Genomic DNA, 19,729 nt, shown 5'->3' with positions numbered 1-19,729 from the left:
AGGAATGTTCGACGGCAAGACGCTCTTGATTACCGGAGGGACCGGCTCCTTCGGCAATACCGTGCTCAAGCGGTTTCTGGACACCGGCATTCGGGAAATCCGCGTGTTCAGCCGCGACGAGAAGAAGCAGGACGACCAACGCAAGCGGTTCCAGAGCGACAAGCTTAAGTTCTATATCGGCGACGTGCGGGACCCGGGCAGTGTCCTTTCAGCCACGCGAGGCGTGGACTTCATCTTCCACGCAGCCGCACTCAAGCAGGTTCCCTCTTGCGAATTCCACCCGATGGAAGCGGTCAAGACCAACGTGCTGGGCACGGAAAACGTGCTCGAGGCGGCGATCCACAATGGCGTCAGCCGCGTCGTGTGCCTTTCGACCGACAAGGCCGTCTACCCTATCAACGCCATGGGTATCTCAAAGGCCTTGATGGAAAAGGTCATGGTCGCCAAGTCGCGCGAGCTGGTCAATTCTGAGACGGTGATCTGCGGCACCCGCTACGGCAATGTCATGGCCTCGCGCGGTTCGGTGATCCCGCTCTTTGCACAGCAGATTGCCGATGCTAGACCCATCACCATAACGGATCCCCATATGACGCGCTTCATGATGACGCTGTCCGATGCCGTGGACCTCGTGCTCTACGCGTTTACGCATGGCAACAACGGCGACATCTTTGTGCAGAAGGCGCCTGCCGCCACTATCGGCGTTCTGGCCGATGCGATGCGCCAGCGTCTCGGCGTAGCGGAGCACCCGATCGACGTCATCGGCACCCGTCACGGAGAAAAGCTCTATGAGACGCTGCTCAGCCGCGAAGAAATGGCCAATGCGGTCGACATGGGCGACTACTATCGCATTCCGCCCGACCTCCGCGACCTCAACTACGCGAAGTATGTCGAACAGGGCGAAACGACGATCACCGGCGCCGAGGATTACAATTCACACAATACCACGCGCCTTGACGTCGACAGCATGGCCGACCTGCTGATGAAGCTCGACTTCTTCCGTGACCTCGTGGCCGGACGCACGCCGACGCTGGAGGATTGATGGCAACGATCGCAGTCACCGGGGCCAACGGTTTCATCGGCAAGAATCTCGTCGTGCGGCTGAGCGAGATCGATCACCAGGTCGTTGAGATAGGGCATGATCTGGACGTCGATGCCATCGCCGAAAAGCTCGGCGGCGCGGACTTCGTCGTGCACCTGGCCGGCGTCAACCGACCCGAAACCGAGGCCGAATTCGAAGCTGGCAACCTCGGCATGAGCGAAAAGCTCGCCACCGCCCTGGGACAACTCGAAAAGCCGCTGCCGCTCGTTTATTCCTCGTCCATTCAGGCCGAGCACGACAATCCCTACGGGCGCTCCAAGCGCGCCGCGGAGGATGTCCTCACTGCCTATGGCAAAGCCAGCGGCGCGGCGGTGCATATCTGGCGGCTGCCCAATGTTTTCGGCAAGTGGTGCCGGCCCAACTACAATTCCGTCGTCGCCACCTTTTGCAACAACATCGCCAAGGGCCTGCCGATCAAGATCAACGACCCCGATGCATTGCTTCGCCTCGTCTATGTAGACGACGTGATTGAGGCGTTGCTCGCTCTCATCGCCAATGGGGGCGGCACACCGGTTGCGGTCGAGCCGGTCTACCAGACAACGCTGGGAGCCCTCGTGACCGAGATCGAGACCCTGCGCGACAGCCGCCAAACCCTGGTCACAGGTGCCGTCGGCACGGGCTTCAGGCGGGCCCTGCACGCGACCTATCTCAGCTATCTCGAGCCCAAGGATTTTGCATACCCGCTCGTCGCGCATACCGATCCGCGCGGCACGTTCGCCGAAATGCTGCGAACGCCGGATGCGGGCCAATTTTCCTTCTTCACCGCACATCCGGGTATTACCCGCGGCGGACACTATCACCACAGCAAGACCGAGAAGTTCCTGGTCGTCCAGGGCAAGGCCCGCTTCGGCTTCCGGAACGTCCTAACGGACGAGACCTTCGCGTTGGAGACCAATGCGGACCAGCCCCAAGTGGTCGAAACGGTGCCGGGTTGGTCCCATGACATCACCAATATCGGCGACGACACCATGGTCGTCATGCTCTGGGCCAATGAAGTGTTCGACCGGAATAAGCCCGACACGATAGCCTCGAGGGTGCTACCGCAATGAAGCGTCTCAAAGTTGCAACCGTTGTCGGCACCCGGCCGGAGATCATCCGCCTGTCCCGCGTGCTCGCCAGGCTTGACGAGCACTGCGATCACCTGCTGATCCATACCGGCCAGAACTACGACTACGAGCTGAACGAGATTTTCTTCAGCGACCTCGGTGTGCGCCGCCCGAACATATTTCTGGAAGCGGCGGGCGATACGGCGGCTCAGACTATCGGCAACATTATCGGCAAGGTCGATGCCGTACTTGCCGAGCAAAAGCCCGAAGCTCTGCTAGTATTGGGTGACACCAATTCCTGCCTCGCGGTCATTCCCGCCAAACGCCGCAAGGTGCCAATCTTCCACATGGAAGCTGGCAATCGCTGCTTCGATATGCGCGTCCCGGAAGAAATTAATCGTCGCATCGTCGATCATACTGCAGACGTCAACTTGACCTATTCCGATATTGCCCGCGAATACCTCCTGCGCGAGGGTCTACCCCCCGATCGCACGATTAAGACCGGCTCCCCAATGTTTGAGGTATTGACGCATTACCGCAGCCAGATCGATGCCTCCGATGCGCGCCAGCGCCTGGGTCTCACGGAGAACAAATATGTCGTGGTGAGCGCTCATCGCGAAGAAAACGTCGATTCGGACATTAACTTTGGCAAGCTCATCAACCTTCTCAATGGTGTCGCGGAACAGTTTGACGAACCCGTGATTGTTTCGACCCATCCACGGACAAAAAAGCGTATCGACGCGATGGGGGCCACCTTCCACCGTAATGTGCAATTGCTCAAACCCTTGGGTTTCCATGACTACGTCAACCTGCAAATGGGTGCGCGCGTGGTGATGTCCGATAGCGGCACCATCACTGAGGAGTCCTCCATCCTCAATTTCCCGGCTGTGAACCTGCGCGAGGCCCACGAGCGACCCGAAGGCATGGAAGAAGCTTCGGTTATGATGACCGGTCTCGACCTCGATCGCGTATTACAGGCCATGGCAATTTTGAGCACGCAGGGACGCGGCGTTGATCGGACATTGCGACAGGTCGCCGATTACTCGATGCCCAATGTCTCTGACAAGGTCGTGCGCATCATCCACTCATATCGAGATTACGTCATGCGCACGGTGTGGAAGCAAACCATCTGAATATGCGCATCCTCGTCCTCAGTCAGTATTTCTGGCCCGAAAATTTCCGCGTTAACGACCTCGTCGCGGAGCTGGTTCACCGTGGCCACGAGGTCACTGTCCTGACCGGCGAGCCGAACTATCCCGGCGGGGTGATTTTCCCCGAGTTCAAGGCTGACCCCAACGCCTACAGTCGCTACGAAGGCGCTGACATCGTTCGCGTTGGTCTTCTGCCACGTGGACAGGGCGGATTGCGCCTCGTGCTCAACTACTTCTCCTTCGTTCTTTCAGCCAGCATTTGCGGCCCATGGAGATTGCGAGGTCGGCCTTTTGACGCGATCTTTGTGTTCGAACCGTCACCGATCACCGTCGGCATTCCTGCCATCGTCCTAAAGTGGACGAAACGGGCACCGATTGCATTCTGGGTTCTCGATCTCTGGCCCCAATCATTAGAGGCGGTTGGCGCGGTTCGCTCAAAATTCGTGCTTTCTCTTGTCGATCGTCTAGTGCGCTTCGTTTATTGGCAATGCGACGCGATCCTGGCGCAGTCGAAGAGCTTCATGGAGGTCATCGGCCGGCAGATCGATGACGCGTCCCGAATCGTCTATTTTCCGAGTTGGGCCGAGGAGGCTCCTGTCGGTTCTGCCCCCCTCGCACCCGAGGTCCCCGAGCGCCCAGATCTTTTCAATATCGTGTTTACCGGCAACGTCGGCGAGGCACAGGATTTCGGTTCGGTGCTTGACGCAGCCCATGAGCTCCGCAGCGAACCGGTCCGATGGATCATCGTCGGCGACGGCCGAAAATCAGCCTGGCTCACCGAAGAGGTTAAACATCGAAGACTTAGCGATCAAGTGATCATGCCCGGTCGTTTCGGCCTCGATCGCATGCCCTCATTCTTCCGGCATGCAGATGCCTTATTGGTCACACTACGTGACGAACCCATCTTCGCCCTGACCATTCCGGGAAAGGTACAAACCTATCTCGCCGCCGGCATTCCGATACTCGCAATGCTCAATGGCGAGGGCGCTCGGGTTGTTGCTGATGCCGGTGCCGGGCTGTCGGTGCCCGCGGGTGACAGCGCGGGATTGGTCGGAGCCATACGTAGCATGATGGCGATGAACGACGATGAAAAGCAGGCCATGGGGCGACGTGGCCTTGCCTGCCTTCGGAGAGATTTTGACCGGAACACGCTAATTGAGCAGCTTGAAAAACTGCTGACAGACCTCGCATTTCGAATTTCGTCGCCTGATCATTGAGACCTCAGCAGTTAACCGAGTAAGCACTCAAGGACTATGGCACTGTTCCATTTTCACTTGCCGATCAGTGGCTGATATCAGACATCAAGGACGACATTCATCAACACTGAGACGTAGTCTTGTGAGTGACCTACTTCCAAACGTCGAGATCTACATTCTCGATATAGCGAGCCACAACATTCACCGATTTCCACCCTCCAGCGCGCATGATCTGGGGTAAACCGAAGCCGTTGATCGTCAGTTGTTGAGCCGCTCCGACCCTCAGGGAATGGCCAGACACCCTTTCGGTCGTGAGGGCTTCGAGACCGGCGCGGTCGCAGAGCTTTTTGAGAACCCGGCCTACTGTCAGCGGTTCGAGATAGAGCGCTCGAACGCGATTGCCATAGACCGGACGGAGCAGAGGCCCCCGAGAAATTCCCGCTTTCTTTAGCCATTGGCGGAACACGTCGCTGGATGCTTTGGACAATTTAGCCGTGCGTCCGGCGCCCTCAGGGTCATTCTTGGCTCGGCGGACCAGCACGGTGTAGCGACCGTCGGCTGTTGGGCTGAAATCCTCGATCGAAAGGGCGACGAGTTCGCCGCGCCGGCAAAGCGTGTCGAAGCCGACGCTGACAAGAACCTTGTCTCTGAGGCCGGTGAGGTCGTCGCCGCAGACCGCAAGCAATTGATCGCGCAGACCTGCTGTGACGCCATGAGCCTGTTTGGGGCGGGATGGCTGCGCCCTACGCACGCGTCGAATTGCGAGCTGAACGTCTTCGCTTTGCGTGGGATCGCCGAGGTCGCAGAGATTGTGGATGCGCCGCAAGGCGCAGAGCCGGCGTTTGACCGTGCTGGGTTTGAGGCGGGTGCCTTCGGCGTCGATATAGGCAACGATGGTGGTGGATGTCGCAGGTAGCGCCTTGAGGCGCCTTTTGCGGCACCATTTGAGAAATGCACGAAAATCGCTGCGGTAGGACCGCAGCGTATGATCGGAATAGGCGCCGTTGAGCCGTCGCAGGGTTTTACGCCAGGGAACCATCGACACCCCCTGCCTCGAGTTTCTGATCCACTCGCCTTCGCAACAGGACATGTCCTGACGCTTCGAGGTGGAACCTGTCAGCGCCCCCGCGTGCCCTGCTCGCCCTTGGCAGCTGTGGTGGCTCCACCTGAACTGTTCCCATGGCTGCGGGGTTGGTGCCCGCGCTGCCGAGGTCGGCCTCAGCCAAAGCGTCCAGCCATTGTTGGGCCGACAACACCTTTTCCCTGATCAGTTGCTCGGCAAGGATGAGGATCAGATCGCGATCCTGCCGCACGATAGCGACGGCTCGGTCGAGTCCCTCCCGCAGCTTCGTGCCGATATCGCGGCGCAGGTCAGGAGGCGCGGCGATGGTGCCGAGCACATGACGCGAGGCGAGCCCCTCGTAAAGCCCCTGGGTTTCGTAAGCGCTGAGGAGAAGCTGGGTGGCTTCGGCTAGGTCGCTTTCCGCCCCCGAATTAGCGCCCTGCCCCACCACCATATCGGCAGCGCGTCCGCCCAGCGCCAGGGTGACATAGTCCATCACCTGGTCTGAGGTCGGCATCAGGGTCGTCTTTCGAGCCACGGTATGGCCCGAGGAAGCACCCGCGGGAATGATCGATACCGATTCCACAACGAGACCCAATCTGTGGGCAGTGATGGCGTGGCCGATCTCGTGAATGGCAACGGTCCGAATGTCGCCCGCAGTTCGCGTATCGAGGGGCACGACCTGAGCAAGAATGTCGCCAATGAGGAGCGAACGCTTTTCGGCGCGGGCCAGTCCACGCGCAGCCTTGACCCAGCCTTCGATCTGCGCGGGCGTCGCCCCCTGCCCGAGCCGCGCAATCCGGCTCAGGTCAATCCGGGCGAAATCATCGCCAAGATAGTGCCTGAGTACGGCAATGACTTCTTCCTCGCTCTCCGGCGGCAGCACGGAAATACGCTCCTGCAGGCGGCCGGGTCGCACGAGAGCATCGTCGAGCCGGTCATAATAGTTGGTGGCGCCGAGGAGCAGGATCGGCTTGCCCGACTTTCGCATCGTGTCGATCTCGGTCAGGATCAGCGTGATAACGGGCGTCCACCAGTCGCGACCGCGATTGTCGATACTGGCGCGATTGGGGATAGCGTCCAGTTCATCGAGAAAACCGATAGAGGGAGCGCGAGACACAAGCGTTTCGAAGAATTTCCGCGCATTGCGCGATACCCCACCCAATGCCCCATCGCCCGTCGCAAACCAGGAGCCGACGCTGGTTGGGACAAAGGCCCAGCCGCTCGATTGCGCAAGACTTTCCGCGATCAGCGTCTTGCCGGTGCCAGGCGGACCTTCGAGCACGGCCGGGACCAGACGATCCGCGCCGAGATCGCCTGATCTGACGGCGCTGAGATCGGCCAGAACCTGATCGGCCCAGGTGCGTACATTGGCCGTCAGCGGCAGGTCGCCGAGCATCGGCGCGGCATAGGTCTGAGGCTCGGGCGCATCATTGCCGATTTGCACTGCGCGCCGGAGATTGCGCACGCATTGCTTTGCGCTCATGCCCGGCCGCAGCAGTGTCGAGATAAGACCGACATCGAGATCGGCCATTGAAGGGGTGACCCCGCGGACAATGGCGCCGGTCATGGTGCGAATGGCGCGACGCAGCAAAGAAGCGTTGAGCGCGGGAATGACGACGGTGACATCGACACCGGCCAGCACGTCTTCATCAAGGAGATCGCTCGGGTTCTGGCTGATATAGAGCACGCTCCGGCCCGTTTGCAGCCATTGCAGCTCGTCCTTGCCGACCCGCTGCGCCCCCTTGCTGGACCTGTACCGCTCGGCGACGCCGCGCACAGCGGGGGCATCGGCCATGGTCTTGATGGCCCGGCTCATCATCGGGATCCACTCGGCATTGGGCACGGCAAGCACGATCACAGAAGGATGCCGCTTGACGAGAGCCTGCATCTTCTTGGTGAACGCCGCCTCAAGGACAGTCTTGGCGAGGACGATGCCGGCATCCCTGTCCGAACGGGGTCGAAAATTTTCCGGGATATCGTCCTCCCTGTCATTGGTGTCGCTGGTGTCGTTGGTGTCATCAAGACCAAACATGGCATGGCTCCGCTTCGCGGATCGGCGAGGGGCTCGATCCGCTTATTTTTGAGAAGGAAGGAAGGTGGATGGGCCTCAGGCCGCGAGGGACCCTTGGTCCCCGGCATCGGGATCGAACTCGCTATCGATCGGCTGCCAGCCGCCGCGGCCCTGGCCTTTGGAGCCGAGGACGAAGTGCATGGCCCCACTGCCCGAACGGAACGCGATGTCGCGCGTCAGCACATAGTGCTCGCCGGTGTCGCTGAGTTCGAGAAGGCCCGAGGACAGCCAGGCCGCCCGCAGATAGCTGGCCGACGCATTGGCACTCGCCACCGTGTCGAGCCGGATGTCGGAGCCGGCCAGCAGCAACCAGTCATCCTCGTCCCGTTTGGCTGCAAGAGCGATGAGGTTGCGCCCGAAGGAGAGTTCGAACACTTCGCCCTCGGGCGGATTGTCGAAGGGGCGGAGGGGAGCCAGTTGGCCGCGCTCGGCCCGGGGGCCGGCCAGCGCCAGACGCCGGCTCATATTGACAAAGAGATGCCCGTCCCGGGCCAGAGCGTCGCAGGCAAGACCGGCCATGACATTGAGCTCGTCATAGCGCTGAGGCGTGACCACCGCGCCACCCGGCGTGCCATTGACGAGCCGGACTTCTTTTGCCGCCGAGACGCGCATGTGAAGCAGCCGTTCGAGCGCTGCCGCATCGGCATCGTCGAGCCCGTCATTTTCGTCGGTAATGGTGATGATGGTGTCGACGTCTTCGATGGGCTGGGCCCCGCTCGCAACGCGCCGCCCCACGACCGAACCCACGCCGACATAGGCGCTGGTATCGGAGAGGAGAACGTAGACCCCCGCCCTTTGCAGGTCCCTCAAACTGGCAAAGGACCGGCGGGCCTCCCCGCGGCCCACATGCACGCGGGGGCGCAGAGGACTGAGGGGCAGAAGGGCAAGGCCCTCTGGCAGCGGGTCGTCGCCATCGCCCGACGAGACCGACACCACAGCCTGGTGTTCGATAGTTTCCGACGCCCCGCCATCATGGGTCTTGGGCCAGACAACAGGGCTGCCACTCGCATCAAGGGAAGACCTGGGCGCTGGAGCCGCCATGGCAGCGCCTGGCGCTGCGGGATCAGGGTCATCTTCAAAGGGACTGCCGGCGCGCGTCAGAATGGCATTGTGGTCGAGAATGCCCGATTTGAGCGCGGCCTCGATGACCCCGGCTTTGATCAGGCTCATGATTGCCCCGACGGGATCGGTGTGCCCATCGAGTGCCTCCATGACTTCGCCGACCGTTGCATTGCCGACAAGGTCGATCTCGCGCAGGATCACCACCTGATCGGTGGCCGAAACCAGCGGATGCCGGACGAGCCCGGCTTCGAGCGCAAGGGCGCTGATCTGGGACTGGATGAAAAGGGACTTGTTCGACGCGCTGGCGCCGTTAGAAGACGTGTAGGTCATGTTGCCTCTGTGTCTGCAGAAGTGATGTGGCTCAGGCTGACGGGGTGGTTTGCGAGACCCCTCGTCGGCCGCCCGTTGCGAGCAAGCGACCTTTCCCGAGATCGGGCGAGTTTCGCGCCGACGCTTTCAAAATCAGGATCCGTTTTCAAAAGGCAAGGGGCCCGAGGCTGCCTTGCTCATTCTTCATTAACGGTATCCTGGGTCCTCGATAATTTGCATTGAATTGAACGGAATTTTCTGAGGTTGGGGCCCTGTCTCCGGGGACGGAGTTCGCGTCCTTTTTTGAGCCGAATTCGGGTTCTGTGAGGCCCGGTTTGGCTGGGGATGCACGATAATGCCGGATATCGATCGCACAACGGCTACTTTGCCGGGGGATGTGCGATAATGCCGGCACCGATTGCAGGCCAGCCACAACGCCCCCCCTGAGAAAATATCAGATCAAGGCCGAACCGGGTTGCGTGCCTTCAACCCCAAACATCGATATCGACGGGTTCAATGTTTTGGGCGACCGTACTTATGCAACGCCCCCTGCCCGATTGCTGCGATCTCTGGATGATTCAGACAGGCCGAACGGCTAGCGCTCGCCCGTAGGGCTCTGTTTGATCAATGTTTGGGTGAGGTATTCTGGCAAAGGTGGATGCGTCGAACAGATGGATATAGCCGGGTTCGACGCTGAGCCTGATCCGGTCTCCGGGCTCGCAGGCCACACGCTCGTGCAGCGTGACAACGATTTCGACACCAGACAGGCGGGCAACAATGTGGGTTTCCGCTCCCTTCGGCTCAACGGTGATAACCTCAACGGAGCGAGCCAAACGACATCGGCATCAGGAACAGTGAGGGAGACATGCCGGACTTCCGGGCCATCTGGAAAGCGATCGGCATCATGATGGCCAGAGCGCCGATATTCTTGATGAAGGCGGAGAGGAGCATCACCGTGAGAACGAGAACGACCAGTTGCATCCGCGGCGTACTGAGATTGGGCGCGAAGCGCCTGACCGCGACTTCCATCACTCCCGACCGGGCCACCGCAGCACTGACGACAAGTGCGCTACCGACGATAGCGACGATATCGTCGGAAAGGCCCGAGAATGCATCCCCAGGCGCCACCACGCCGACGGCCACCGCCGCAAGCAGAGCGGCAACAGCGACCAGATCGTAGCGCCACCTCCCCCAGGCAAAGGCGGCCATCATGAGGTAAGACCGAAAGCGAGGATTTGTGGGGTGGTCATCGAATGGGCTCAGTGCAGGAACACCAACGATTGACACTGCTAATCGGTCGACGGCGGTCGGGAAATTTTTGAAAGCGGTGAAAGTCCACTGTTCCGAATACGTAGCCGCCCGTTCTATTCCCGCACCAATATTGACGCCGCAGCGCAATAGCGGCTTGAGCTGGTCGCTGAGGACTGGTCGAAGGTTTGTTCAGGCTTGCCGCCATCGTCGAGCCGCTGCTGACCATCCGCCGCATGATGCGGCAGATTTCTCCTGATGTTCTTGCTCAATACCAATGTGATTTCTGAGCTCCGCAAGGCCGGCGATGGCAAGGCGGACACTAACGTCGTCTCGTGGCTCGACAGCGTTGACGCCACAACGCTCTACTTGTCAGCGGTGACACTCATGGAACTTGAACTTGGTATCCTCCTGGTGGAGCGCCGCGACCCGGACCAGGGCGTCAGGTTGCGCAAATGGATGGATCGTCATGTCGTTCCTGAATTTGCCAATCGGACTTTGCCGGTCGATATGGCCCTACCCCTCCGTTGTGCCCGTCTCCATCTGCCTAACCCATGCGTCGACCGGGATGGCCTGATTGCCGCGACTGCATTGGTCCATGGAATGGCGATGGTTACGCGCAACGTGGCCGATTTCGAGCGAACCGGGGTGAACATCTTTAATCCTTGGGATCATCCCGCCTGATAGGCGGGGCGAGACGCCCAGCTTTGGCGAAAGGGTGTCGCGTTCAAATGGCAAAATGCCAGCCGGGTTGATTGCAGATCCTGGAGCCGATGGTCTGGCAATTCGCATCGCCGAACAAGCAGGCATTGGTTACGACGAGGCGGTATAGGTGACTATGAACTCCCTTGGCGGTGTTCCGCTAGGACGGCCGACCGAAGCGAGAGAAGTGGCTGACCTGATCGCATTCCTTGCGTTAGATCGCATGTGGCCCCCCTAGGCCCGCGCGGACATTGCTCGCTCTGCCACCTTCTGGGCCAGATCGTAAAGCGGCTGCATAGCTGCAGTATTGTCAATACGGGCATAGCTCGACAGGACCTGCTGATCCGGCGCTTCGCCGAGGTGATCCCTTAGCCATGTGTGGTCCAGCAGGAAGTTGTATCGGTGGAAGGTGAACAAAGGTTCCGTTGCAATGCAGACACCAGACAGGTCTCCGATTTCGCTGTTGATGATCCAGGGCGTCACGTTGCGCCCGAGCGCTTGCATCATGGTCAGTACCTGTTCGTCGCAGTCATGAATGATGGATTCAAGGCTCTTGATGGCAAAGCCGGCTGCAAGCCGGAGCCAGAAGTTCGGCGTCGGTACTGTCCGATGACTACCCGTACCGATGGAGGTTATTTCGAGCTCATGCTCGCCAGTCTTCCAACCATAGCCATAGGCAGGAATGGTGGCGATCTGCAGAAGAGCCAGGGCAGGATTATTGTGTGGCGACACAGAACCGTCGATGAATAAACCAGCCGGCTCGCCTTCTACCACCTGGATCCGCTGTGGCGCAAAGAACAGCGGGGCGGCGGCAGAGGCCCGCACCAGGCTCGACAGTCGATAGCGACGATTGCCAATGTGATCGCCGTCGTCCCAATAGGGCGCTTCGGGATTGTTGGTAAGGAACCACACGCTGTTGGTGTCGAAACGCTTGGTAATGATGGCAAGCCCACCCGGTTTGATGTCAGCCGTATCGAGCCGCCGGTCGCCCGTAAAGGTGGCGACGTGCCGCTCAAGATCCTGGCCCAGGAACTGCGCCTGCAGGAATTTTATGCGGGCAACGCGCCTGCGGAACACGGTTGGCGCGAGATCGAAGTAATGGTTGCGGACATCGTCGAGCTTAAGGCCCAGTGCGAGCGCGGTGGCGAGAATGGCCCCGGTCGAGGTGCCGCCGATCAGGTCGAAATGATCACGCAAAGCGACAGGATGGCCCGCTTTCTCGGCAAGCCGGAGCTCCAGCGCCTCAAGGAAAGCGATGGCGACGACCCCGCGCACACCGCCCCCGTCAATGGCGAGAATGCGTTTGGGTCTCGGCGCCTCCGTGCTCATCACTGTACCCCAGCTCGCCGCTTACGGATCTGATCGAGAATCTCGATAGCTCGCGGGTCGATCGTCGGGCTGGGCATTGCCGTCGGCGCGAGCCAGGGATCGAGCCAGGGCCGGCGCGGCCGCATATACCAGCGCACAAGTGATGGCGGACGCGTCAGCGGCTGGCCGCGCTGATAAAAGGGGTTCTCGTCGAACAGTTCGGCAAAGGCGGGATCGGTGCGATAGTTCGGCAAGCGGGCATAGACGCCTTCGTCTCCCGCGATCTGAAGCAGCATCTCGTCGTCCTTCAGGTCGAGAATGCCCTCGGCGCTGCCGGAACCCACAAGGTCGGACATTGCGCGCGCCGCGTTCATGTTATTAGCCCCAAAGCACTGCACCACGCGGCAATTGTTGATCATTGCCTCCCAGTCTTCGGGGTAATTGTGCTTTATCTGGCTGGCATCCTGCCAAAAGCTCCAGGTCTTGAGGCCATAGCCGCGCAATAGCGTGACGGCCTGCTGCAACTGCGTCAGGTGCCCCAACTGGGCGGCCTCGTCGAGGATAAAGAGCGTCGCCGTCGGCGGTCTGGTGCGCCGCCGAACAATGGCCGACAGCAATGCGCTGATCCAGAGTCGTAGCAATTGCCCATGCGAGACCAACATATGTGGGGGCAGGACAATATAGATGGTCATCGGCACCCCCCGCCGTAACCTCCGCAAGATCGAAACTCGTCGAGGCGATGGCCTCCTCAACCATCGGGCCGCGAATGAAGCCCATCATATCCTGGGCAAAGGACTGGATGCCGCCCAACGTTTCAGGCGCCTTGACGCCCAGAAGCGTCAGCGTCTGGTTCGCAACAGGATGGCGCGAGCGATTGAGCCTTTCGATCATCACTTCCGGCGCGCTGGAACACATCAGCAGCAAGTCGCGGACCTTGCCCAGGTGCCGTTCGGCGGGTGGCAGGTCCGCCAGTACGTGGGCGACAATACCGATCAGCAGATGCGTTGCGCGGCCGACCCAGAACTGGTCGCGGTCGGACCGGAGCCGCGCCGCCAGTGTCGACATTGTGGCACTGATCTCGTCCACGGCCATGCCGTCCTCGATATCGATCGCATCGAGCGGATTGAGGTTCGCTCTCTCTTTCGGCGGCGCATTGGTCGTGCCCATGGGGTCGAGCACATAGACCTGCTGCCCGATCTGACGCCGAAAGCGGGCAGTGATCGCATAGTTCTCGCCCTTCGGATCGATGACGATCATCGGTCCGTCATGCCGCAACAGCGCCGGAATGATGCAGCCGACGCCCTTGCCGGCACCCGTTGGCGCAATCGTGATCAGGTGCCCCTCATCCTCGAACAGGATCGGATCGAGAAAACCCTGCGCCGGCGTCTGCATGGGATTGCCGAAGGAAAAACCGATTGGCTGCTTTGCATGCTCGCGCTCCAGCGACCACCCCACCAGTAGGCCCGGATTGCGAATACTGATGGGCAGGCGAGCGCGAAGATCGGGCTGGTTCTCGTTCATCGCGACCTCGCGGCAGGAATACGGAAGGGACCTTCAAACTGCTCGGTTTCGAGCCGGGCCTCGAAGTCGAGCTCATTGTCTTCAAGCATCTGCACACGCCCATTGGGCGGCACGAGGAACTGCGTCTTGTAGAGCGACGGCCCATATCGCACGGTCGCATCGAAGACGAAGCCGCGGTCGTCTGCCTGCTTCTGCTTTAAGGCCGTCAGTTGGCGCCGTACCTCCGCCTTCTGGCCCTGGGTAGTGCCGGCGGCAAAGGCCAGATCGGCAAGGGTGGCTATTATCTCGAACCGGCCGAGGCCGGTGCGCACAGCACTGCAGTAGAAAGCCAGATATTCGGCGGCTTCCCCAGTTTCCGCGATGCTGACCCCGATGAGCTCGTTGAGGGCGTGGACGGCGTCGGACCGGCCATCGAGCAGTACGGCACCATTGGGCCCGAACAGGAAGCTGAAGAGGACGACGGCATCGCCACTGATCCGCGCCTGGCATTCGATCAGCAACCAACCCGGATAGACGGCCAGCGACATCGACCGCATCCGCTGCACCTGCGCCGTATCGAGAAAGGCCGGAAGCTCCGCGCTCTGCAGATAGTCTGACAATACGGCGATGATATTCTTGGCCTCATCAGGCAAAAGATCGAACCAGTCGCCCACAATTAGGGGCGCACCGACCCACTTGACGGACCCAACAACCTTGCCGCGCACCAAGTCTTGCTGACTACGCACCCCGGCCCCCATTGCTTCCCGAAGCACGGCCTGAGACAGGTTTCGGGTGCAAGTTGAAAAGGAATGCCAGAGATTACTCTACAACTAGTCCCGCGACCAGTTTTTCCATTTCGCTCGGCTTCAGTATTTCTGAAATTTCCGCCCCTTGATCACTGGCGGCCGTGACCCGCTGGAGTGCCGGAACGCGGTCCTGATCCGTATGGATCCAGAGTACGGGAATTTCCCTGGCCAGGGCCCTTACCACTGTATCCGTGGTACCGCCTTGCCCGGCGCTCGCCTCGCCATCCCAGATTACGAGCATCAGGTCTGCCGCCTTAAGGATCTGGCTCTGAATAGACAGATAACCCGCCTCGGGCGAACCAAGATTGGCATCGATGACCCTGACCCCCCTCCTGCGCAAAAGCCTCCGTAGCCGGCCGATCGCCTCTGCCGGATCACCGGTACTGTGCTCGAGAAGATGGCGCTCATAATCTTCCCGAAGCATTGGTAAGACCGCAATGAGCCCCCATTGCGGCGGCATGACCGATGCCGCGACTTGATCCGCGCCCTCGGCAAGGCCAGTCAGCATCGAAACCGAGACACCCATGGCAGCCCGGTCTATGCCGGCAAGGCAGGCGGCAACTGCTTCTGCTAACCGTGGCTCATGGCGGCGGTCTATTCGGTCCCAGCGATGCCCCGCGACCGCCACGACCAGCTCCAGTTTCCTCGCCACTTTGACATCCATCCATCTGCCCCGGAGAATATCAGTATAGGTCTTGGCAATACCTGGCCCAACGAAATCTCGGACAGCGCAGTGAGCTCGAGGCCGGCACGGCTGGCATGGTCAAATGAACCATCAAGGACCTAACGCCAACATCAGAAGCGACGCCTGTTCGGCGCGCGGATCGACAAGTAGCGTTGATAGATATTCGCGCAGGTAGCGCCGCATAATTCTTAGCACCGCCGCGCGCGCAAGCACTGACAGCCATCCTTGACGCTCGACCAAGTTCCTGCCGAATATAGCAAAACAGCGTCGAGTAAACTGCATGAAGCGACCTCGGGGACTATTGCGAAAATACTGGGCCACGCTATCTCGGAACTTGCGCCCGCTATGGCCTTGGCTCGAGCGCCGACTCTGGATCGTCCCGATCGCCATCTGGCCAATTTCAACGCTGGCTTTCCTGGTGGCGCCCCGGGATCCGTGGCCAAGCTCGCTGCTACTCGACAGCATGCTGCGGGCGCTGCAATTGACCGTCTTGAGCCTCGACCGCGAAGCGATCAGCCCGGTTCCCGTCTTCGTGCTGGTAATGGCCAACCTTGCCGGGATGGTTACCGTGGGCGCCGGCATTGCGTTCGTGGCGCGACTGGCGCTGAACCGGTTGCGCCTCTGGCTGCAGACCTGGAACGGCAGGGAGCGCGCCGTGCTGTTCGGTTTCGGCACCATCAACAGGGCGGTGGCCCGCCACATGGCCGAGAACGACTACGCGGTGACGGTGGTCGACAAGGTTTTCGATGATTCAGCGCGCCAGCTTGCCGCCATTCATGGCCTGGTCCTTGTTGCCGCCGATCTAGCCGACCCCGCCAGCCTGTCGCCGTTGCGGCTTGATGCGGCCGAACGCGTGGTGGTCGCGCTCGGCAACGACATGGCTAATGTGGAACTGGGCACCAGCCTGATGCGCAAGAACGGCCCGCTGGTTTTCATGCATGTCGCCGATGTGCAACTGGCAGGAAGTCTGCGCCAGCTGGGTCGCGAGGGCCTGTCGTTTCTGGGCGGCCGCGGCGCTGCGGGCGCCGGTCCGGGCTGGACATTCTCGCTCAAGGAAGAAGCGGCACGCAACCTGATGATCAAGGCCCAGCTTGCGCTTTCGGCACGAACTATGGGACAGGCAAGGGTGCATCTGGTCATAGTCGGTTTTGGCGATCAGGGGCGTGCCGTACTGCTTGAAACGCTGCTCGACGCAACGGCCGCGGGGCTGGCGCCGCCTCGGATCACTGTCATCGACCGCGAAGCGGATTGCCTCGCCCTGCGTTTCGCGGCGCTGCATCCGCGGCTGATGGACAGTTCCATCCCCGATGAGGCTCGGCCGACCCTGGTCTTTCTGGAAGCCGACATGGGCGAAACCGACCTGGCCGCCAACCGCCAGTTAACGGCGCTCGAAGATCAGGTGCCCATCACGGCCTATGTCTTCTGTTGCGGCGACGACAGCGTCAATCTCGACGCCGGCCTCCGGCTGGAGCAGGCCATGCGTCGCGGTGCGCGCCACACCGTGCCGATCTATCTTGCGCACCGGGGCGCCGGCATGCTGCCGGATGCCCTACGGCAGGAAAACCGCCTGTCAATATTGCGCACCTTCGGCGCCACCTATGATTCCGTCGCCAGTTCGCCCCTACTTCGGAATGACCCCGACGGCCCGGCCAAGCTCCTGAACGGCGCCTACAATGATCAGGCGGTAGAGCAGGGACTAATGCCCCGGCCGGACCACCGCATCGATGACAATAGCGCCTGGGCCGGCCTGGCCGAGACCTTGCAGGAGAGCAACCGTCGCGCCATTCGACATGCCAACACCAAGCTATTGGACCTTGGCCTGCGCTGGCGCGGTGGAACAATGGCAGGCCTTCCGTCAATTCCGCATGATGTGGCGACGTTCTTTCACCACGTCGAGGCTGGGCTCCGCTATCCCGGCATTATCGACGATGATGACCATGGTCAGGCCGGGTCCGCCGAAATCGACATGGCCCGCTGCGTCCTTGCCGAACATCGCCGATGGCTGATCGACCGCGCCATGGATGACTGGCGCCAGCGGCGGCACGGCGAAACGCGTGACAATCGACAGCGCATTCACTCCAATATCGTTCGCTTTGCCGATCTTGACCCGAAGAGCAAGCGGTTCGACGCGATGATGATCCGCGCTCTGCTTGCCCACTGCGCTAGCCTGTCCCCTGAGATGGCGCCACAGGCCTTCCCTCTGAACAAAGTATGCGCCTTCATAGAGGCCGACGGCGCACTGGCGCAGGGGGCACTGGGCAAGGCCACTGATGTGGCGCTGGCATGGTCTTCAAACCTCTCTGCTGTGACCGCGGCGCAAGCCGATGACATCGTCGAACGCCTGCGCGAGTGGTCGCTCAATCCCTTTGCGACTCGGCTCACCATAATTCTTGGCCGCACCCTCGACACCCGCATTGGGCAGTCGGGCATGGTGAGCATGGCCGCGCTCGTTACCCGGATCGACGGCGCGGTGGACGCCGACGTGCAGTTGCAGGTGGTTTCCCTGCATGGGCGCGGCAATGCGGGCCTTAGCGACACCGAACTCAAGGCCACAATGGCATGACCGGCGCCTCGGGAAAACAGATTGACCCACTCGATAAGGGCTAAGAATGCGTCATATTCGGATTTCGAGGCTGCTGGTTCTATCGGCAGTATTTGACTTTCTGCAGGCGGCGGTGGGCCTGGTGCTATCTCTGATCTTTGCCATGTTTTTCACCATGGCATCCTTCTCGCTATCCGGGTTCGCGGTTGCGATACTGTTGGATGGCACGCTCTACGGCCTTCTTGGGTGGGCGCGGCCCGCCGCGCTGAACGATGACGGCATAACCGGCAATTTTACCTATGATCTGATTCAGCTATTGGGCCCTGCGAGTGGGCCCCGACTGTTGGTGCTTGCGACGCTGTCTCTGGCCATGTTGGTGGGCCTCGTTGTCGCCCGCAAGGTCCGCGCCATGCCCATCGGGCGTGCCAAGCTGGCCCTGCTGGTACTGGTCCTGGTGCTGCATCTCTGGGTTGGTCTGCCGAACCTATTTACGGATTCAGGCCGCAATGTCTGGCTTTTCGTCGTGTTGTTGCTGGCCCTGCCGCTGCTCGTGGGCTGGAACATTGGCGCCTGGCTGACCGGCATCCTGCACATCGACCTCGCCTCGAGCATCAACAGCGTCATAAACGAGAAGACCTATTCTGACGTCCTGGCGATGGCGCCATTGCTCGGCTTTGGTTTTGTACTGACCTACCTTTGGGTAGAGTGCCTGCGCAGCCTAAGCTATCTAACAGATCGGGAATATCGCGTGGCGCTGTGGCGGGGGGTGTGGCTACAACGCCTGAAACTGCCCGGACGGCAATGGCCTGATCGAGGATCGCTGGTGTGGTCGTCCGTGCCAGTTGTTGGTGGGCTGCTTATCGCCATGGCAGTCGTGGGCGCAAGCCTGGGAGGCTTGACGCTGCTAGTGACAACCTGGCCCGCTCCCTTCATCATCGCAATCGCGCAACAAGCCGTGGCATTGTTCGGACCCGGCGCCGCTGGTCTTGCCTATTTTTGCTACGGCTTCTTCGCATTTGCAGCGGCGCTGTGCTGGACCATAGCCAGAATTTCGGGGCGGCAACTGGACGTATTTGTCGAAATCGCTGGCTGGTGCTGCGTCATGATCGTCGTCACCGCGCTGCTTGATCGCCTTCCGGACGAGCAAATCCGGCAGCAGAACCTCTGGATGTTCTCCTTCATGATAGGGCCGGGCGTGATCCTCGCACTTGTGCAACGCAGTGTGATCTGGTTGGGGCTCGTCGGGGGTTGGGAGCGTTTGCAGGCGGCGCTGCAACCACCATTAGCGACGCGCGAGGCCGCCGGCAGCGCACCAGCGCTCTATCTACGGGCCTTCAAGGACGACCACCTCACCCTGTCAGGTGGCTTCGACCTATTGGATTTCCTACTCGGAAGACTACGACGGCGTGCCCGTTTCGAAGAAATCATTGCTGGGCGCATCCTCAATTGGCGTCCGGTGGTTGCGCTCGGCAATCCGCATGTCGCCTTCCAATTCTACGGCGCCCTGAAACGCCAGGTGGACGATGACGACTGGCAGGCGGAGGTCGCCTACTGGAACGAGCGATCCGTTTATGCGGTCATGATCGCCAACCAGACGGAGAATGTCGGGTGGGAAGTCGCGCTGATCAAATCCACGTCGCGCGATCGCCGAGCCATTTTCGTGCTGACCAGCGGCGAGATGGCGCAGCAATTCTTTGAGTACTACGCGCTGCTTCCTGAAGACGAGCAGAACCAGATTCCCAGGTCCGCACTGATCACCTATTTTGACCCCGAGTATGGCTGGACCTGCATCGAGGCTTGGCGTCGCAACTATGCGGGCTATCAAATAGCAATGGAAATTGCATTGTCGCGGATAGAATGGCACCTGCGATCGAGCACACAAGCTCTGGTTGCTGATGCAGCCACGGCCTGATGAAAAAGGCGCAGAACCGCGCCCCG

Annotated in this window: 15 protein-coding genes and 3 pseudogenes; 7 read left to right on the top strand and 11 right to left on the bottom strand. The window is 60.7% G+C overall.

Annotated elements, in window-relative coordinates; genetic code table 11:
- Positions 1 to 4 precede the first annotated feature (4 nt).
- Genes ACSQ2A_RS22105 through ACSQ2A_RS22090 form a run of 4 tightly spaced genes read left to right on the top strand, consistent with a single transcriptional unit; the run spans position 5 to position 4,513 of the window.
- On the top strand, positions 5 to 1,039 hold the full coding sequence (locus tag ACSQ2A_RS22105; RefSeq protein WP_436074001.1) for a polysaccharide biosynthesis protein: 1,035 nt from the start codon (positions 5 to 7) through the stop codon (positions 1,037 to 1,039).
- On the top strand, positions 1,039 to 2,148 hold the full coding sequence (gene wbjC / locus ACSQ2A_RS22100) for a UDP-2-acetamido-2,6-beta-L-arabino-hexul-4-ose reductase (RefSeq protein WP_436074000.1): 1,110 nt from the start codon (positions 1,039 to 1,041) through the stop codon (positions 2,146 to 2,148). The genes ACSQ2A_RS22105 and wbjC overlap by 1 nt, the downstream gene beginning before the upstream one ends.
- Positions 2,145 to 3,278 (top strand): non-hydrolyzing UDP-N-acetylglucosamine 2-epimerase, encoded by a 1,134-nt coding sequence (gene wecB, locus ACSQ2A_RS22095; protein WP_436073999.1) that lies wholly within the window; start codon positions 2,145 to 2,147, stop codon positions 3,276 to 3,278. Before wbjC ends, wecB begins: the two co-directional genes overlap by 4 nt.
- Positions 3,279 to 3,280: 2 nt before the next feature.
- Positions 3,281 to 4,513 (top strand): glycosyltransferase family 4 protein, encoded by a 1,233-nt coding sequence (locus tag ACSQ2A_RS22090; RefSeq protein WP_436073998.1) that lies wholly within the window; start codon positions 3,281 to 3,283, stop codon positions 4,511 to 4,513.
- Between the two features lie 130 nt (positions 4,514 to 4,643).
- On the opposite strand, the gene ACSQ2A_RS22085 is transcribed toward ACSQ2A_RS22090, so the two are convergent.
- The 5 genes and pseudogenes from ACSQ2A_RS22085 to ACSQ2A_RS22065 form a co-directional block, all read right to left on the bottom strand.
- Positions 4,644 to 5,531, bottom strand: a complete 888-nt coding sequence (locus ACSQ2A_RS22085) for a tyrosine-type recombinase/integrase (protein ID WP_436073997.1) — start codon at positions 5,529 to 5,531, stop codon at positions 4,644 to 4,646.
- Positions 5,515 to 7,590 (bottom strand): AAA family ATPase, encoded by a 2,076-nt coding sequence (locus tag ACSQ2A_RS22080; protein ID WP_436073996.1) that lies wholly within the window; start codon positions 7,588 to 7,590, stop codon positions 5,515 to 5,517. The genes ACSQ2A_RS22085 and ACSQ2A_RS22080 overlap by 17 nt, the downstream gene beginning before the upstream one ends.
- A 75-nt stretch (positions 7,591 to 7,665) precedes the next feature.
- On the bottom strand, positions 7,666 to 9,021 hold the full coding sequence (locus ACSQ2A_RS22075) for a DUF4357 domain-containing protein (protein WP_436073995.1): 1,356 nt from the start codon (positions 9,019 to 9,021) through the stop codon (positions 7,666 to 7,668).
- A gap of 557 nt (positions 9,022 to 9,578) precedes the next feature.
- On the bottom strand, positions 9,579 to 9,833 hold the full coding sequence (locus ACSQ2A_RS22070) for a TOBE domain-containing protein (protein WP_436073994.1): 255 nt from the start codon (positions 9,831 to 9,833) through the stop codon (positions 9,579 to 9,581).
- Positions 9,823 to 10,212, bottom strand: a pseudogene (locus ACSQ2A_RS22065) (SLC13 family permease); the annotation flags it as partial. The gene ACSQ2A_RS22070 and the pseudogene ACSQ2A_RS22065, both read right to left, overlap by 11 nt.
- Before the next feature lie 291 nt (positions 10,213 to 10,503).
- Between ACSQ2A_RS22065 and ACSQ2A_RS22060 the strand changes: the two are divergent.
- A complete protein-coding gene (locus tag ACSQ2A_RS22060) occupies positions 10,504 to 10,932 on the top strand; it encodes a type II toxin-antitoxin system VapC family toxin (protein WP_436074036.1) in 429 nt (142 codons plus the stop codon).
- A gap of 252 nt (positions 10,933 to 11,184) precedes the next feature.
- Here ACSQ2A_RS22060 and ACSQ2A_RS22055 read toward each other — a convergent pair whose 3' ends face one another.
- From ACSQ2A_RS22055 to ACSQ2A_RS22030, 6 genes and pseudogenes are all read right to left on the bottom strand, one after another.
- A complete protein-coding gene (locus ACSQ2A_RS22055; protein ID WP_436073993.1) occupies positions 11,185 to 12,279 on the bottom strand; it encodes a patatin-like phospholipase family protein in 1,095 nt (364 codons plus the stop codon).
- Entirely contained in the window at positions 12,279 to 12,614 is a 336-nt protein-coding gene (locus tag ACSQ2A_RS22050) for a hypothetical protein (RefSeq protein ID WP_436074038.1), read from the bottom strand. The genes ACSQ2A_RS22055 and ACSQ2A_RS22050 overlap by 1 nt, the downstream gene beginning before the upstream one ends.
- Positions 12,615 to 12,653: 39 nt before the next feature.
- Positions 12,654 to 12,920: pseudogene (locus ACSQ2A_RS22045) on the bottom strand (TraM recognition domain-containing protein); the annotation flags it as partial.
- Positions 12,921 to 12,987: 67 nt separating this feature from the next.
- Positions 12,988 to 13,650 (bottom strand): annotated as a pseudogene (locus tag ACSQ2A_RS22040) (type IV secretory system conjugative DNA transfer family protein); the annotation flags it as partial.
- A 125-nt stretch (positions 13,651 to 13,775) separates the two neighbouring features.
- Positions 13,776 to 14,504 (bottom strand): hypothetical protein, encoded by a 729-nt coding sequence (locus tag ACSQ2A_RS22035; protein WP_436073992.1) that lies wholly within the window; start codon positions 14,502 to 14,504, stop codon positions 13,776 to 13,778.
- A gap of 73 nt (positions 14,505 to 14,577) precedes the next feature.
- Positions 14,578 to 15,228 (bottom strand): hypothetical protein, encoded by a 651-nt coding sequence (locus tag ACSQ2A_RS22030; protein ID WP_436073991.1) that lies wholly within the window; start codon positions 15,226 to 15,228, stop codon positions 14,578 to 14,580.
- Between the two features lie 439 nt (positions 15,229 to 15,667).
- Between ACSQ2A_RS22030 and ACSQ2A_RS22025 the strand changes: the two genes are divergently transcribed.
- Positions 15,668 to 17,812, top strand: a complete 2,145-nt coding sequence (locus ACSQ2A_RS22025; RefSeq protein ID WP_436073990.1) for an NAD-binding protein — start codon at positions 15,668 to 15,670, stop codon at positions 17,810 to 17,812.
- A 46-nt stretch (positions 17,813 to 17,858) separates the two neighbouring features.
- Positions 17,859 to 19,703, top strand: a complete 1,845-nt coding sequence (locus tag ACSQ2A_RS22020; RefSeq protein WP_436073989.1) for a hypothetical protein — start codon at positions 17,859 to 17,861, stop codon at positions 19,701 to 19,703.
- Positions 19,704 to 19,729: the final 26 nt, after the last annotated feature.

The sequence above is a fragment of the Devosia sp. LjRoot3 genome (genome assembly GCF_964252865.1).
In the GTDB taxonomy this organism is placed as follows: Bacteria; Pseudomonadota; Alphaproteobacteria; order Rhizobiales; family Devosiaceae; genus Devosia.
This window is presented reverse-complemented; position numbering and strand designations above follow the sequence as displayed.

Coding starts and splice junctions, on each gene's coding strand:
- ACSQ2A_RS22105 (WP_436074001.1), top strand. CDS start 5: ATGTTCGACGGCAAGACGCTCTTGATTACCGGAGGGACCGGCTCCTTC.
- wbjC (WP_436074000.1), top strand. CDS start 1,039: ATGGCAACGATCGCAGTCACCGGGGCCAACGGTTTCATCGGCAAGAAT.
- wecB (WP_436073999.1), top strand. CDS start 2,145: ATGAAGCGTCTCAAAGTTGCAACCGTTGTCGGCACCCGGCCGGAGATC.
- ACSQ2A_RS22090 (WP_436073998.1), top strand. CDS start 3,281: ATGCGCATCCTCGTCCTCAGTCAGTATTTCTGGCCCGAAAATTTCCGC.
- ACSQ2A_RS22085 (WP_436073997.1), bottom strand. CDS start 5,531: ATGGTTCCCTGGCGTAAAACCCTGCGACGGCTCAACGGCGCCTATTCC.
- ACSQ2A_RS22080 (WP_436073996.1), bottom strand. CDS start 7,590: ATGTTTGGTCTTGATGACACCAACGACACCAGCGACACCAATGACAGG.
- ACSQ2A_RS22075 (WP_436073995.1), bottom strand. CDS start 9,021: ATGACCTACACGTCTTCTAACGGCGCCAGCGCGTCGAACAAGTCCCTT.
- ACSQ2A_RS22055 (WP_436073993.1), bottom strand. CDS start 12,279: ATGAGCACGGAGGCGCCGAGACCCAAACGCATTCTCGCCATTGACGGG.
- ACSQ2A_RS22050 (WP_436074038.1), bottom strand. CDS start 12,614: ATGTCCGACCTTGTGGGTTCCGGCAGCGCCGAGGGCATTCTCGACCTG.
- ACSQ2A_RS22030 (WP_436073991.1), bottom strand. CDS start 15,228: ATGGATGTCAAAGTGGCGAGGAAACTGGAGCTGGTCGTGGCGGTCGCG.
- ACSQ2A_RS22020 (WP_436073989.1), top strand. CDS start 17,859: ATGCGTCATATTCGGATTTCGAGGCTGCTGGTTCTATCGGCAGTATTT.